Here is a 15,048-nt window from a genome sequence, read left to right on the forward strand (position 1 = left end):
TAATATAAATATTATAAGAAGGGATTAAAATGGTAAAAATAGAGTTTCTAGGACCAATAAATAAAGAGGATATGAATTTAGATATTCAAAATTTATCACAGTTAAGTGATATCTTAAAAGAAGATAGTGATGTGTCAACTTGGCTTGCAACTTGTGCTGTTGCTATAAATGATACATTAATTTCTTCAAAAGAGAATGTAGTTTTAAAAGATGGAGATAGAGTTTCTTTATTACCACCTGTTTGTGGAGGTTGAATTATGAGTGATAGAAAAGAGTTTTTACAACTTTTTGATGGAAGTCTACCTGTTGAGAAAATTACAAATGCTTGGTATGATAAATACAAAAACTCAAATTATGGAGCTATTATTACTTTTGTGGGTGTTGTAAGAGATGAAAATAAAATAGATGGATTATCGTTTGATATTTATGAGCCTATTTTAAATAATTGGTTTGATACTTGGCAAAAAAAAGCAAATGACTTAAACGCAATAGTTTTAATGGCTCATAGCAGAGGTGATGTTTTTAATCATGAAAGCTCATATATAGCTGCTGTTTGTTCACCAAAAAGAAGAGTGGCTTTAGAGCTAATAGATGAATTTGTAGAAGATTTTAAAGCACAAGCTCCTATTTGGAAATATGATATTATTGACAATAAAAGAGTTTATGCAAAAGATAGAAGTACAGCTATAAAAGGTTCAGGTCTTTTAAGCTAATAAGGAATAAAAAAATAAATGAGAGTAGATTTACACAATCATACAAGCTTATGTAATCACGCAGAAGGTACTGTTGAAGAGTATATACAAAGAGCTATAGAATTAGGAATCGATGAATACGGTTTTTCAGATCACGCACCTATGAATTATGATCCAAAATATAGAATGGATATAAGTCAAAAACCCTTATATGAAAAATGGGTTTTAGATGCAAAAGAAAAATATAAAAATCAAATAAAAGTTTTATTAGCCTATGAAGTTGATTATTTAGATGGATATATTTTGGATGAAATAGTAAATGCAAAAGTTGATTATCTAATAGGTTCAGTTCACTTTTTAAAAAACAAAAATGATATGTGGGGATTTGATAATCCTGAATTCATAGGTGTTTACAAATCAAAAGATATAGATACTATTTGGACTGAATACTTTGAAGCAATAAGCGCCATGGCTAAAACACAGTTGTTTGATATTGTTGGGCATTTGGATTTAATAAAAGTGTTTAAATTTCTACCAAAAAAAGATGTTAGAATTATTGCATCTGATACTTTAAAACAAATAAAAAAATCAAATATGGTTTTAGAAATAAACCCAGCAGGTTTACGAAAACCAATTGGTGAAACATATCCATCAAAACAACTTTTAGAATTAGCATATGAAATGAATATTGATATTACTTTTGGATCTGATGCTCATAGTGTAGAACAAGTTGGATTTAAATATGAAGAAGCTGTATCACTTGCAAAAGAAATTGGCTACACAAAATGCATAACATTTGAAAGTCGAGAAAAGAAATCTATCATTTTTTAAACAATAAACAGCTTTTTGAGTAGAAACGTTATTATTTATTCCTCAGTTGTATATAAATTATACAACTGTTTTATTTTATTTTACTTTATTTTTGATACAATGATTTAAATAATTTCAAGGAGTTAAACCTATGGGTAAGTTCGTTAATAATACTGAAGAGTTTTTTGTTTATTGTAAAGAAAATGAAGTTAAGTTTGTAGACTTCAGATTTACAGATATGAAAGGTACATGGCACCATGTAACTTATATGTTAAGTGCAGTTAGTGCATCTAGTTTAGATAATGGTTTCCCTTTTGATGGTTCATCAATTGATGCATGGCAACCAATTCACAGATCAGATATGCTTTTAAAGCCAGACGTTGGAACTGCATTCTTAGATCCATTTACTGCTGATTCAACAATTATTATATTTTGTGATGTTTATGATATCTATAAAGGTCAAATGTATGAAAAATGTCCAAGATCTATCGCTAAAAAAGCATTAGTTCACTTAAGTGAATCAGGTGTTGGTGATGTTGCATACTTTGGTCCTGAAAATGAATTCTTTGTATTTGAAGATGTAAAAATTATTGATAAAGCAAATGAGTCATACTATAGAGTTGATACTGAAGATGGTGAGTGGAACGACGGTGCTAACATCGAAGGTGGAAATATGGGTCACAGAGCTAGAACAAAAGGTGGATACTTCCCAGTAGCTCCTATTGATACAGGTGTTGACTTAAGAGCTGAAATGATGCAAGTATTAGAGCAAGTTGGTCTTGAAGTTGTATTAGGACACCATGAAGTTGCACAAGGTCAACATGAATTAGGTGTTGTTTTTGGTGACTTAATTGAAGCTGCTGATAACGTTCAAAAATTAAAATATGTAATCAAAATGGTTGCACACTTAAATGGTAAATCTGCTACATTTATGCCAAAACCACTTTATGGTGATAATGGAAGTGGAATGCACGTACACCAATCAATCTGGAAAGATGGTAAAAACTTATTCTACAAACAAGGTGAATATGGAAATCTTTCAGAAATGGCTAGACATTATATCGGTGGTGTATTTAAACACGCTAGAGCAGTTGCTGCATTTACAAATCCATCAACTAACTCATACAAAAGATTAATTCCAGGATTTGAAGCACCTTCAATCTTAACTTACTCTTCTCAAAACAGATCAGCTTCTTGTAGAATTCCTTACGGAGCAGGTGAGAAAGCAACTAGAATTGAAATGAGATTCCCAGATTCAACAGCTTGTCCTTATTTAGGATTTGCAGCTATGTTAATGGCTGGACTTGATGGTATCAAAAATAAATATGAACCAATTGGACCAATGGATGATGACTTATATGAATTAGAATTAGATGAAATCAGAGAAAGAGGACTTCCTCAAATGCCACACACTTTAAGAGGTGCATTAGAAGCATTAGTTAGAGATAACGAATTCTTACAACCTGTATTCACTAAAGATATGGTAGATACATACCAACACTATAAATTTGAAACTCAAGTATGGCCTAACGAAGCTAGACCTACACCATTTGAATTAAAATCTATGTATTCATGCTAGTATTTATTTACTAAAAGAAAAAAGGCAAGCTCGGAAGAGCTTGCCTTTTTTTATGTATATAAGTTTTATATATTATATATTCTTATATAGAATTATATATAAAAATATAGGAAGAAAGTATTAGAATTCTAATACTTCTTCTCCTGGATTTGAAGGTTGAAATAAAACATCAATCTCTGGTAACGGAGATTTATCTGTAAATAATTCCATTTTACCATTTATATTTGAAGTATAAACATTTGGTGGCATTGTAAATGTTCTTGGAATTTCAGGATGTAATTCTAGATATTTTTTAAAGAAGTTACCAAATACAGGTGCTGCAATTTTACCACCTGTTTCTGTTCTTTTCATAGGAGTATTATTATCATTTCCAAACCAAACTATAGTCTGAATTGATGGAGAATATCCACAAAACCATGCATCAACGTTGTTATTTGTAGTTCCTGTTTTTCCTGCTAATTCAATACCTGGAACTTGTGCAGCTTTTCCTGTTCCTCTTGTTACTACATCACTTAATATTGATGTGATTAAATAAGTTTGCTCAGGTGAATTTATCTCTTTTGTTTGTGGCTCAAATGTCACAACTTCTCCATATTTATTAACAATTTGCTCAATAATATATGGTTTTACTTGCACTCCATTATTTGATAAAATACTATATGCTTCACTAAATTCCACTAAAGTAACACTCATAGAACCTAAAGTTATAGATAAATTTCCAACTAAATCTTTAAAGCCATATCTTTTTAATTCATTTGTAGTAAGATCAATTCCCACATCAGTAACTAAATTAAGTGTAGATAAGTTTCTAGAAAAAGTTAAAGAATCTCTTAGTGTAACAATTCCTTCAAATTTTCCACCATAGTTTTTTGGTTGCCATTTTTTTTGAACTCCACCTACTGTATAGTCATATGTTCTTGAAATATCAAATAATTGTGAAGCTGGATTGTAACCTTCATTTAAAGCAATTTGATATAAAAATGGTTTAATAGAACTTCCTGCTTGTCTTTTTGATTGAAATGCTCTGTTAAAAACTGAGCTATTATAATCAACTCCACCAACCATTGCTAAGATTTTACCTGTTGAGCTTTCCATACTTATTATTGCACCATTTAACTCTTTATCAGATCCATCTTTTGAATTTGATCTTTTTATAGCTTCATCATATGATTGTTTTAAACTATCTTTTGCAATATCTTGTGCATCAGAATCAATAGTTAAATAAACTTTATATCCACCATATTTAATATCAGGAATATCTTCAATAAGTTGACTTATAGCATAATCAATAGCATAAGGAGCACTATTTTTAGTAAGTGTTTGATTATGGATAACTGGAATTTCTTTCATAGAACTTTCATATTGATCTGGATTTATCCAACCTAAAGTATTTAATCTTGTAATTACTTGATTTGCCCTTGCAAGTGAAATTTTTAGATTTTTGGTAGGGTCATAAAAACTAGGAGCTCTTGGAAGTCCAACTAAAATAGCCATCTCTTTTAAAGATAATTCATATAAATCTTTATCAAAATAACCTTTTGCAGCTGTTTTTATTCCATAATAACCATGTCCAAAATAAACATTATTTAGATATCGTTCTAAAATCTCTTCTTTAGTTAATATAGTTTCAAGTCTAATAGCTAATAATGCTTCTTTTACTTTTCTCATAAGTTTTTTTTCACTACTTAATACAAGCATTTTGATTAATTGTTGAGTTAGTGTACTAGCTCCTTCTACAAATCCACCTGCTTTTATATCTTTTATAATAGCTCGACTTATTGCATCTGGATTTATACCTGAGTGTTCGAAAAATTGAGTATCTTCGATGGCAACTAATCCTTCGATTATTCTTGCTGGAATATCATCATATTTTACATATTCTCTATTTTCATCTTTAAATGTATTTGCTATAATATTTCCATCTCTATCAAAAAATTGTGTACTTTGTTTAGGAAAGTAGTTTACAACTTTGTCAACATCGTGTTTAATTTCATCATATAAATTATAAAGCCAACCAGCAGCTGCTAATCCTAAAACGATAAAAAGTCCAAAAATATATTTGATCATATTATTTCCTAAATTGTTTATTTTTAAAAGTTGAGTTAATCAACCTTTTTGTATATTCTTCATTTGGCATTGCCAAAATATCTTTTGTAAAACCTTTTTCTATTATTTGTCCCTCTTTTAAAATTATAATTTCATTACAAATATCTTTTATAGAATCTATATCATGGGTTACGAATAATATTAAAATATTTAAACGATTTTTTAAATCATTTATCAAATTTATAATATTGGTTTTATTCTCTTCATCAAGTGCTGTTGTAGGTTCATCAAGTAAGAGAAGTTTTATATTTCTACTTAATGCAATTGCAATTACAATTCTTTGAATTTGACCACCACTTAATTGACTTGGAAATTTGTTTAAAAGTGAAATATCCAAATCAACTAATTTTAAAACTTCTTCTTTTTTTTCAATAGTGCAAAAAAACTGATCTTTGATTTTTGTCATCATAGATAAAGAAGTAAAAGGGTTTTGAGGAATAAAACCAATTGTGTCATAATTTAATTCAAATGAAGAATTAATATCCTTATCTACTTTTAAAGTAGATGGAAGTAGATTTAATAATGCCTTTAAAGTTAAAGATTTTCCACTTCCACTTTCACCAATCAAAGCCATTGAGTCTTCTATATCAAATGATATATCAACCAATTGCTTTTGTGGTGAGCTGATTTTTAATTTATTTATTTTTAACACAAAATACCTTTTAAATTAAAGGTTCATCCATTTCAGAAGGAATATCTACATTCATTAGTTTTAAAACAGTTGGGGCAATATTATTTAAACTTCCTGTTTTAACTTCTTTTACACCATTTGCAATAACAAAACAGTAAACATCTCCTACTGTATGATTTGTAAGAGTATTTCCTTCATCATCTTTCATCATTTCACAGTTTCCATGATCTGAAGTTAAAATGATATTATAGTTTTTTTCTTTGGCTACTTCTAATATAAGACCTAGTTCTTTATCAACAGCTTCAACAGCTTTAACAGCCGCTTCAAATACACCTGTATGTCCAACCATATCACCATTTGCAAAGTTTACAACTATAAAATCAATATCATTTTTCATAGCAGCTTTTACAGCATCTGCAACCTGTGGTGCTGACATTTCAGGTTGTAAATCATAAGTTGCAACACTAGGAGATGGGATTAAAACTCTAGTTTCATTTAACATAGGCTCTTCAATTCCACCATTAAAGAAAAATGTAACGTGCGCATATTTTTCAGTTTCAGCTGTATGAAGTTGAGATAATCCAGCATTTGAAATTACTTCAGCTAAAGTATTTGTAGGAGCATCTTTTGGGAATAAAACATCAATAGGAGTATTTTTGTCATATTGAGTCATTGTTGCTAAATATAAATTTTCTTTAAAAGTTTGGAATTCACTAAAATCTTTATTTGCAAATACAGATGACATTTCTCTCATTCTATCACTTCTAAAGTTACAAAAGATTATTCCATCATTTTCTTTTAATCCTGTATATCCTTCAAATGAAGCTGGAATAATAAACTCATCAAATACTCCATTATCATATGACTCTTTTAAATAAGTTATTACATCAGAAGATGTTGATGCTTCTTCATAAGTAATAGCATCATATGCTTTTTTTACTCTATCCCATCTGTTATCTCTATCCATTGCATAATATCTTCCAGATATTGTTGCAATTTTTATATCATCATCACAAATTTCAAGTAATTGATTAATATAAATAGCAGCACAATCAGGAGCAACATCTCTTCCATCTGTAATAACATGGATAAAAACTTTTTTGTTTTGTGCTTTTGCGATTTTTGCCATTGCTATGATATGATCAATATGAGAGTGAACACCACCATCACTTAATAGTCCTAATAAATGTATATTATTTGATTTTGTTAGAATATTTTTAAAAACTTGATTATCTTTTAAAGTATCATTTTCTATTGCAATATTTATTTTTACTAAATCTTGATATAAAATTCTTCCACTACCAATTGTCATATGACCAACTTCGCTATTTCCCATTTGTCCATCAGGAAGTCCTACAAACTTACCATATGTATGAATTAGTGAATATGGAACATTATTAAATAGGTAATCATACGTAGGAGTAACTGCACTAGCGAATGCATTAAAATTATTTGAACTGTTATGTCCAATACCATCTGTGATAATAAGTAGAGTTTTATTTGTCATGGTTTAAACCTTTTAAAAAGTATAATATTATATAATCGCGCAAATTATATCAAAATCAAGGTTCAAGTTTGTTTTATTGGTTATATAGACATCTAGATATTAATATCTTTCAATATATTTCAGTTCGTGCTGGAATGAGTTTTTTTATTTCTTTTGTATTAACAATGTATTTAATGCCAAAGTTTATAAGATGGGCAAGATCAAAAAAAGCATCACAACCGATTTATGAATTAGCACCTGAAGCTCATAGAGCAAAGGTAGGAACTCCAACGATGGGTGGAGTTGTATTTATTTTTTCAACTATTGTTGCAACTGTATTAACAGCAAAATTAAGTAATTTTTATATTGTTGGTGGATTAGCATGTTTGGCACTTTTTTCATTAATTGGTATTCAAGATGACTATTCAAAAATATCAAAAGCAAAAAATAGTGCAGGTTTAAGTGCAAGAGCAAAATTGATTTTACAATTTCTTTGTGCTGCATTAGTAGGATATGTACTTTATTATTTTGGACATTCGACAGATTTATTTACACCTTTTTATAAATTTTCATTATTTAATATGGGAGTAGTTGCAATTTTATTTTGGATGATAGTAATGGTTGCGGCATCAAATGCTGTAAATTTAACTGATGGTCTAGATGGACTTGCAACAGTTCCTTCTATAATGGCATTTTTTACACTATCAATTTTAGTTTATGTTACAGGACATGCTGTATTTTCATCATATTTATTATTACCAAATATCCAAACAGTTGGAGAGTTAGTAATAATTGGAACAGCAATCTGTGGAGCATTGATCGCATTTTTATGGTTTAATTCTCATCCTGCTGAAATTTTTATGGGTGACTCAGGTTCTTTACCACTTGGTGCATTTATGGGATATATGGCAATTGTTGCAAAATCAGAGTTATTACTTTTAGCTATTGGATTTATTTTTGTACTTGAAACAGTATCTGTTATTCTTCAAGTTGGATCTTTTAAGCTAAGACAAAAAAGAGTATTTCTAATGGCTCCTATTCATCACCATTTTGAACAAAAGGGATGGAAGGAAAATAAGATAATCGTAAGATTTTGGATTATCTCATTTATGACAAATTTAATTGCACTTTTAAGTTTAAAAATCAGATAAAGATAAACAATGACAATACATAATGATAAAATCAGAATTTTAGGTAAAGGTATAACAGCATTAGCTTTAAAAGATAAATTCCCAAATGCAACATTGTATGATGATAGTGATTTTGACACATATGATTTTGATTCAGATGAGTTTACAGTTGTAAGTCCTGGAATTCCACCTTATAATGAAATGGTATTAAAATCAAAAAATCTAGTGAGTGATTATGATCTATTTGAAAGCATAATTCCTTTTTCAATTTGGATATCAGGAACAAATGGTAAAACAACAACTACTCAAATGTGTCAGCATCTATTAGAAGAGTACAACTCTGTATGTGGTGGAAATATAGGAATACCACTTTCATCAATGGATGAGAAAGCACCGATTTGGATTTTAGAAACATCTTCATTTACACTACATTATACAAATAGATCAAAACCAAATATATATCTATTGCTTCCAATATCTGAAGATCATATTACTTGGCATGGTTCATTTAAAGAGTATCAAAATGCAAAGTTAAAACCACTTTCTTTAATGAAAGAAAATGATATTGCTATTATTCCTGAACATTTTAAAGATTTTAAAACACAAGCTCATGTGATAACATATAAAAATAGTGATGATTTATGTGAATATTTTAAAATAGATAAATCAAAAATAAAATTTAAAGAACCATTTTTATTAGATGCTATATTAGCTATGTGTACTCAAAAAATTATATTTGATGAAATAAACTATGATTTGATAAATGAATTTATAATAGATAAACATAAAGTAGAAGAGTTTAGAGATAAAAAAGATAGATTATGGATTGATGATAGTAAAGCTACAAATGTAGATGCAACTATAAATGCACTTGTACCTTATATAAAAAATGATATACATATTATATTAGGTGGAGATGATAAAGGTGCAAACCTTGTTCCACTTTTTGAAAATATAAAAGACATGGATATATATGTATATGCAATTGGTTCTAATACAAATAAAATAGTAGATTATTGTAATGAATATAAAATAAAAGTTGAAAGTTGCACATATTTAAATATTGCAGTTGCAAAAATGGATGAAAAATTAACAAAAAATAGTGTAGGAATATTGTCTCCAGCTGCGGCTTCATTGGATCAGTTTAAGTCTTATGCTCATCGTGGAGATGAATTTAAAAATTTGGTTAGTTGTTTAAGTTAAGTTTAATATACTACCTTGTATAATCTCACTCCAATTTGCGTTGGTTCGATAGCTCAGTCGGTAGAGCAAAGGATTGAAAATCCTTGTGTCGACAGTTCGATTCTGTCTCGAACCACCATTTTGTTTGGATGCTGGTGTAGCTCAGTTGGCTAGAGCAGCTGATTTGTAATCAGCAGGTCGGGGGTTCGACTCCCTTCACCAGCTCCATTTTTTTGTCCTGCGTGATCTTTTAAGAACAGCGCTTGACCAGAACAATAATATTTTTCAACGGTGAGGTTGGAGAGTGGTCAAATCCTGCGGACTGTAAATCCGCCGCCTACGGCTTCGAAGGTTCGAATCCTTCTCTCACCACCACGCAAATGTTGCGGGAGTAGCTCAGTTGGCTAGAGCTTCTGCCTTCCAAGCAGACTGTCGCGAGTTCGAGTCTCGTCTCCCGCTCCATTTTATTTATTGATTACTGGGAGCTGAGTTATAAGCGCATATTTTTTTATAACTCTTTTTATATATTACTCCCATTAAAGTTTTTTTTCAGTATTTTTTAAATATAATACGCAGCACAATAATATTGTGTAATTTAACATAAATTAAATCCCCTCTGAATAGAGAAGCCAAATGGGCTTATCTACTCAGAGGGCAATAACCAAAATTTAGAAGGGGAATTCTATGGCAAAAGAAAAATTTTCAAGAAACAAACCGCACGTTAACATCGGAACAATCGGACACGTTGACCACGGTAAAACTACATTAACTGCTGCTATTTCTGCAGTATTATCTGTAAGAGATGGTGGAGCAATGATGGATTACGATCAAATCGATAATGCACCAGAAGAAAGAGAAAGAGGGATTACTATTGCTACTTCTCATATTGAGTATGAAACAAAAAATAGACATTACGCTCACGTAGATTGTCCAGGTCACGCGGATTACGTTAAAAATATGATTACTGGTGCTGCTCAAATGGACGGTGCTATTATTGTTATTGCTGCAACAGATGGTCCTATGGCTCAAACTAGAGAGCACATTCTATTATCTAAACAAGTAGGTGTTCCTTACATCGTTGTTTTCTTAAATAAAGAAGATCAATTAGATGACGAAGACAAAGACGAAATGTTAGAATTAGTTGAAATGGAAGTTAGAGAACTTTTATCAACTTATGATTTCCCAGGTGATGACACTCCTGTTGTTGCTGGTTCTGCATTTAGAGCATTAGAAGAAGCTAAAGCTGGTTCAGTTGGACCATGGGGAGAAAAAATTATTGCATTAATGGATGCAGTAGATTCTTATATCCCAACTCCACAAAGAGATGTTGATCAAGATTTCTTAATGCCTGTAGAAGACGTTTTCTCTATCTCAGGAAGAGGAACTGTTGTAACTGGTAGAATTGAAAAAGGTACTATCAAAGTTGGTGAGACTATTGAAATCGTTGGATTCTCTGATACTAAAACAACTACTGTAACTGGTGTTGAGATGTTCAGAAAAGAAATGGAACAAGGTCAAGCTGGTGATAACTGTGGTGTTCTTTTAAGAGGTATTAAAAAAGAAGACGTAGAAAGAGGACAAGTTTTATGTAAACCAAAAACTATTACTCCACATACAAAATTCAGATGTGAAGTGTATATCCTTTCTAAAGAGGAAGGTGGTAGACATACTCCATTCTTCTCAGGATATAGACCACAATTCTATGTAAGAACTACAGACGTTACTGGTTCTTGTACATTACCTGAAGGTACTGAAATGGTTATGCCAGGTGATAACGTAGAAATGACAGTTGAATTAGTTGCTCCAATCGCTCTAGACAAAGGTACAAAGTTTGCTATTAGAGAAGGTGGTAGAACTGTAGGTGCTGGAGTTGTTGCTGAAATCATTGAATAAGGATTTATAATGGCAAACATTAGAATAAAAATTGGATTAAAATGTCAAGAGAATGGTGATATAAACTATACTACTTGGAAAAATCCAAAAACTCATACTGAAAAGTTTGAAGTAAAAAAATATAGTCCGAAATTAAAAAAACATACTTTACACAAAGAAGTTAAATTAAAATCGTAATATTTTGAACTTGTGGTTAATTCCACAAGTTCTTTTTAAAAAAATAAATAGGTCAGTAGCTCCAATGGTAGAGCGCCGGATTCCAAATCCGATGGTTGTGGGTTCGAATCCCTCCTGGCCTGCCACCTGAATTTTTTTAAAAGAAGTGCTCACTTTTTTTGAAAGAATTTATAAGCTTTTTCAACAGCAATCAAAAATCGGAGTCAATAGTGAATAGATTACAAAGTTATTACACAAATGCTAAATCAGAATTATTAAAAGTTATTTTTCCAATTAAGGAACAAATTAGATCAGCATATTTATCTGTGTTTATAGTTGTTACTGTAATTACACTTTTTTTAGCTTTAATTGATGGAATAATGTCGTTAAGCTTATCTTCAATAATTAATTAAGGAAATAGATTTATGGCACATAAATGGTATGCAATACAAACTTATTCAGGTAGTGAGTTATCTGTAAAAAAAGCTTTAATACAATTAGCTGAAGAAATGGCAGATGGAAGAATTGCAGAGGTTTTAGTTCCAACAGAAGATTTAATTGAAATTAAAAAAGGTAAAAAATCTATAGTTGAAAGACCTTTATATCCTGCATATGCATTTGCAAAAATAGAGCTAGACACAGGTTTATGGCATAGAATTCAATCAATGCCAAAAGTTGGAAGATTCATTGGTGAATCAAAAAAACCAACAGCTTTATCTGAAAAAGATATTAATCTAATTTTAGAAAAAGTGAAAAATAGAGCAGCAGCAAAACCAAAAGTTTCATTTGACGAAGGTGAAATGGTAAGAATAAACGAAGGTCCTTTCTCTAACTTTAATGGTTTAGTAGAAGACTTTGATATGGTTTCTGGTTTATTAAAATTAAATGTTTCAATATTTGGAAGAAATACTCCTGTTGAAATCTCTTATACACAAGTAGAAAGAGTAGTTTAATTTTATAATAATTTTAGGCATTAGGCAAAAAAACTAGCTTCTTGTTATAGTTTTCTTGCCTAATGTCTAATCATTAAAATATTGTTAAAGGAATAGCATGGCTAAAAAAATTCAAGGGTTACTTAAATTACAGATACCTGCAGGTGCTGCAAACCCATCACCACCAGTTGGACCAGCTTTAGGTCAAAGAGGTGTTAATATAATGGAGTTTTGTAAAGCTTTCAATGAAAGAACTAAAGATAAAGCAGGATTTAAATTACCTGTAGTTATTACAGTTTATACAGATAAAAGTTTTACATTTGAAGTAAAACAACCACCAATGACTGATTTAATCAAAAAAGTTGCTGGTATTAAAGCAGGTTCTAGTAATCCATTAAAACAAAAAATTGGAAAATTATCTAGAGATCAAATCATGGAAATCGTTGATATGAAAATCAAAGATTTAAATACAGATGATAAAGAAGCAGCTGCAAGAATCGTTGCAGGTTCAGCTAGATCAATTGGTATTGAAACAGAATTATAATATTCTGTTTTAAGAAAGTCTTACCACCAGACTTAATAATGGCGGTAGCAAAATAATATAATTGCGGGGATAATAATGGCAAAAATTTCAAAAAGATACAAAGCTTTAACAGAAAAAATTGAGAATAGAAAATACTCATTAACTGAAGCTTGTACAAGTGTAAAAGAATTAAAATCAGCTAAATTTGACGAAAGTGTTGAAATTGCACTTAACTTAAATGTTGATCCAAGACATGCAGACCAAATGATTAGAGGTGCTGTTGTACTTCCAAATGGAACTGGTAAAACTGTAAGAGTTGCAGTATTTGCTAAAGGTTTAAAAATGGACGAAGCAAAAGCAGCAGGTGCTGATGTTGTTGGTAACGATGATTTAGCTGAAGCTATCCAAGCTGGAAACATCAATTTTGATGTTTTAATTGCAACTCCTGATTGTATGGGAATTGTAGGAAAAGTAGGAAGAATTTTAGGGCCAAAAGGTTTAATGCCAAATCCTAAAACTGGAACAGTAACAATGGACGTTACAAAAGCTGTAACTGATGCTAAAGGTGGTCAAGTTACATATAGAGTTGATAAAAAAGGTAATATGCAAGCTGGAATTGGAAAAGTTTCTTTTTCTGCTGAAGCTATTAGAGAAAATGCTGCAGCATTTATCGCAGCTATCAATAAAGCAAAACCTTCAACTGCAAAAGGTAGATATATTACTAATGCAGCTATATCGTTAACAATGAGCCCATCAATTGTTTTAGATAATATGGAAATTATGGAAATTAGATAAGGTTTACCTTATCTAATTTTTTTTTAGCATTCAATAATGAAGATTAAATCTTTATTATTGAGTGTTATTCAAAGCACTGAAATAAAACTGAAGACAGCTGGTAAGAGACACCTCCGTTTCTTGTAAGTCCCGCCTAAGTCGATGTTTTGAAGGGAGGAGAAATATATGACTAAACAACAAAAATCAGAGATTATTAATTTTTTAACATCTGAATTCAAACAATCTTTAGCGGTTGTAGTATGTGACTATAAAGGTCTTACTCATAAAGAGTTAGAAACTTTAAGAAAAGATGCTAGAGCTAATAATACTAAAGTACAAGTTGCTAAAAATACTTTAGTAACAGTTGCTGTTAAGAATGCAGAATTAGGTGATGTAGAATTAAGTGGTACGAATATTTTCTTATGGTCAGAAGATCAAATTTCAGCTTGTAAAGTAGCTGATAAGTTTGCATCTGCTAACAAAGAAAAATTCACTATTAAATCTGGTATCATTGAAGGTGAAATTGCTGACGCTGCTAGAGTTAATGCATTCGCTAAATTACCATCTAAAGAAGAACTTCTTGGTATGCTTGCATCTGTATGGATGGCACCAGTTAGAAACTTTACTATTGGTCTTGATGCACTTAGAAGAAAAAAAGAAGAAGAGGCAGCTTAATTATTTAAGCTATTAATAAAAATAAAAAAATAAAAATTATAAGGAAAATGAAATGGCAATTTCTAAAGAAGACGTTTTAGAATTTATCTCTGGTTTATCTGTATTAGAATTATCAGAATTAGTAAAAGAATTTGAAGAAAAATTTGGTGTATCTGCACAACCTGTAGCTATGGCTGGTGGAGCAGTTGCTGCTGTTGAAGCTGCTGAAGAAAAAACTGAATTTGATGTTGTTATCATAGATTCAGGTGACAAAAAAATTAATGTTATTAAAGAAATTAGAGCATTAACTGGTTTAGGATTAAAAGAAGCTAAATCTGCTGCTGAAGAAACTCCTTCAACAATTAAAGAAGGTATCTCAAAAGAAGATGCTGAAGCTGCAAAAGCTGCATTAGAAGCTGCTGGTGCTAAAGTAGAAATTAAATAATTACTCGTTAATTATGACTGTTATACAAGGCTTTTAGCCTTGTATAAGAACAGCA

General features: G+C 30.5%; 17 protein-coding genes and 5 tRNA genes. 19 read left to right on the forward strand and 3 right to left on the reverse strand.

Going from position 1 to position 15,048, the window contains the following annotated elements:
* Positions 1–29: 29 nt before the first annotated feature.
* From ABVS04_RS05340 to glnA, 4 genes are all read left to right on the forward strand, one after another.
* Positions 30–254 carry a MoaD/ThiS family protein gene (locus tag ABVS04_RS05340; protein ID WP_368029638.1) on the forward strand — a complete coding sequence of 75 codons (225 nt, stop codon included), beginning with the start codon at positions 30–32 and terminating at the stop codon, positions 252–254.
* Between the two features lie 3 nt (positions 255–257).
* On the forward strand, positions 258–713 hold the full coding sequence (locus tag ABVS04_RS05345; protein ID WP_368029639.1) for a molybdenum cofactor biosynthesis protein MoaE: 456 nt from the start codon (positions 258–260) through the stop codon (positions 711–713).
* A gap of 18 nt (positions 714–731) precedes the next feature.
* Positions 732–1,523, forward strand: a complete 792-nt coding sequence (gene hisJ, locus ABVS04_RS05350; RefSeq protein WP_368029640.1) for a histidinol-phosphatase HisJ — start codon at positions 732–734, stop codon at positions 1,521–1,523.
* A 130-nt stretch (positions 1,524–1,653) separates the two neighbouring features.
* Positions 1,654–3,081 carry a type I glutamate--ammonia ligase gene (gene glnA, locus ABVS04_RS05355; protein ID WP_368029641.1) on the forward strand — a complete coding sequence of 476 codons (1,428 nt, stop codon included), beginning with the start codon at positions 1,654–1,656 and terminating at the stop codon, positions 3,079–3,081.
* 120 nt (positions 3,082–3,201) lie between these two features.
* On the opposite strand, the gene ABVS04_RS05360 is transcribed toward glnA, so the two are convergent.
* Genes ABVS04_RS05360 through gpmI form a run of 3 tightly spaced genes read right to left on the reverse strand, consistent with a single transcriptional unit; the run spans position 3,202 to position 7,325 of the window.
* The gene (locus tag ABVS04_RS05360) at positions 3,202–5,148 is read right to left on the reverse strand and encodes a transglycosylase domain-containing protein (RefSeq protein WP_368029642.1); all 1,947 of its coding nucleotides are present in this window, start codon (positions 5,146–5,148) and stop codon (positions 3,202–3,204) included.
* Between the two features lies 1 nt (position 5,149).
* A complete protein-coding gene (locus ABVS04_RS05365; RefSeq protein ID WP_368029643.1) occupies positions 5,150–5,839 on the reverse strand; it encodes an ATP-binding cassette domain-containing protein in 690 nt (229 codons plus the stop codon).
* 10 nt (positions 5,840–5,849) lie between these two features.
* Complete coding sequence (gpmI, locus tag ABVS04_RS05370) at positions 5,850–7,325, reverse strand: 2,3-bisphosphoglycerate-independent phosphoglycerate mutase (protein WP_368029644.1); 1,476 nt, start codon at positions 7,323–7,325, stop codon at positions 5,850–5,852.
* 68 nt (positions 7,326–7,393) lie between these two features.
* Here gpmI and mraY point away from each other — a divergent pair, with 68 nt between their 5' ends.
* The 15 genes from mraY (at position 7,394) to rplL (ending at position 14,993) form a co-directional block, all read left to right on the forward strand.
* Complete coding sequence (gene mraY, locus ABVS04_RS05375) at positions 7,394–8,455, forward strand: phospho-N-acetylmuramoyl-pentapeptide-transferase (protein ID WP_368029645.1); 1,062 nt, start codon at positions 7,394–7,396, stop codon at positions 8,453–8,455.
* Between the two features lie 9 nt (positions 8,456–8,464).
* Complete coding sequence (murD, locus tag ABVS04_RS05380) at positions 8,465–9,637, forward strand: UDP-N-acetylmuramoyl-L-alanine--D-glutamate ligase (RefSeq protein WP_368029646.1); 1,173 nt, start codon at positions 8,465–8,467, stop codon at positions 9,635–9,637.
* Positions 9,638–9,679: 42 nt separating this feature from the next.
* Positions 9,680–9,755: transfer RNA gene (locus tag ABVS04_RS05385), tRNA-Phe, on the forward strand.
* Between the two features lie 12 nt (positions 9,756–9,767).
* Positions 9,768–9,844, forward strand: a tRNA-Thr gene (locus ABVS04_RS05390).
* Positions 9,845–9,906: 62 nt separating this feature from the next.
* A tRNA-Tyr gene (locus tag ABVS04_RS05395) sits at positions 9,907–9,991 on the forward strand.
* 10 nt (positions 9,992–10,001) lie between these two features.
* Positions 10,002–10,078: transfer RNA gene (locus ABVS04_RS05400), tRNA-Gly, on the forward strand.
* A 222-nt stretch (positions 10,079–10,300) separates the two neighbouring features.
* Positions 10,301–11,509 (forward strand): elongation factor Tu, encoded by a 1,209-nt coding sequence (gene tuf / locus ABVS04_RS05405; protein WP_368029647.1) that lies wholly within the window; start codon positions 10,301–10,303, stop codon positions 11,507–11,509.
* Positions 11,510–11,518: 9 nt separating this feature from the next.
* Positions 11,519–11,686: a 50S ribosomal protein L33 gene (gene rpmG / locus ABVS04_RS05410; protein ID WP_172127525.1), complete on the forward strand. Its 168-nt coding sequence runs from the start codon at positions 11,519–11,521 to the stop codon at positions 11,684–11,686.
* A 49-nt stretch (positions 11,687–11,735) separates the two neighbouring features.
* Positions 11,736–11,811 (forward strand) — tRNA-Trp (locus ABVS04_RS05415).
* Positions 11,812–11,895: 84 nt separating this feature from the next.
* Positions 11,896–12,078, forward strand: coding sequence for a preprotein translocase subunit SecE (gene secE, locus ABVS04_RS05420; RefSeq protein ID WP_368029648.1), 183 nt, complete (start codon positions 11,896–11,898; stop codon positions 12,076–12,078).
* A 12-nt stretch (positions 12,079–12,090) separates the two neighbouring features.
* Entirely contained in the window at positions 12,091–12,618 is a 528-nt protein-coding gene (gene nusG, locus ABVS04_RS05425) for a transcription termination/antitermination protein NusG (RefSeq protein WP_368029649.1), read from the forward strand.
* Between the two features lie 97 nt (positions 12,619–12,715).
* Positions 12,716–13,141 carry a 50S ribosomal protein L11 gene (rplK, locus tag ABVS04_RS05430; RefSeq protein ID WP_368029650.1) on the forward strand — a complete coding sequence of 142 codons (426 nt, stop codon included), beginning with the start codon at positions 12,716–12,718 and terminating at the stop codon, positions 13,139–13,141.
* A 75-nt stretch (positions 13,142–13,216) separates the two neighbouring features.
* Positions 13,217–13,915 carry a 50S ribosomal protein L1 gene (gene rplA / locus ABVS04_RS05435; protein ID WP_368029651.1) on the forward strand — a complete coding sequence of 233 codons (699 nt, stop codon included), beginning with the start codon at positions 13,217–13,219 and terminating at the stop codon, positions 13,913–13,915.
* A gap of 165 nt (positions 13,916–14,080) precedes the next feature.
* Positions 14,081–14,569, forward strand: coding sequence for a 50S ribosomal protein L10 (gene rplJ / locus ABVS04_RS05440; protein WP_368029652.1), 489 nt, complete (start codon positions 14,081–14,083; stop codon positions 14,567–14,569).
* A 52-nt stretch (positions 14,570–14,621) separates the two neighbouring features.
* On the forward strand, positions 14,622–14,993 hold the full coding sequence (gene rplL / locus ABVS04_RS05445; protein WP_368029653.1) for a 50S ribosomal protein L7/L12: 372 nt from the start codon (positions 14,622–14,624) through the stop codon (positions 14,991–14,993).
* Positions 14,994–15,048: the final 55 nt, after the last annotated feature.

The sequence above is a fragment of the Arcobacter sp. s6 genome, from assembly GCF_040884245.1.
Taxonomy (GTDB): Bacteria; Campylobacterota; Campylobacteria; order Campylobacterales; family Arcobacteraceae; genus Aliarcobacter.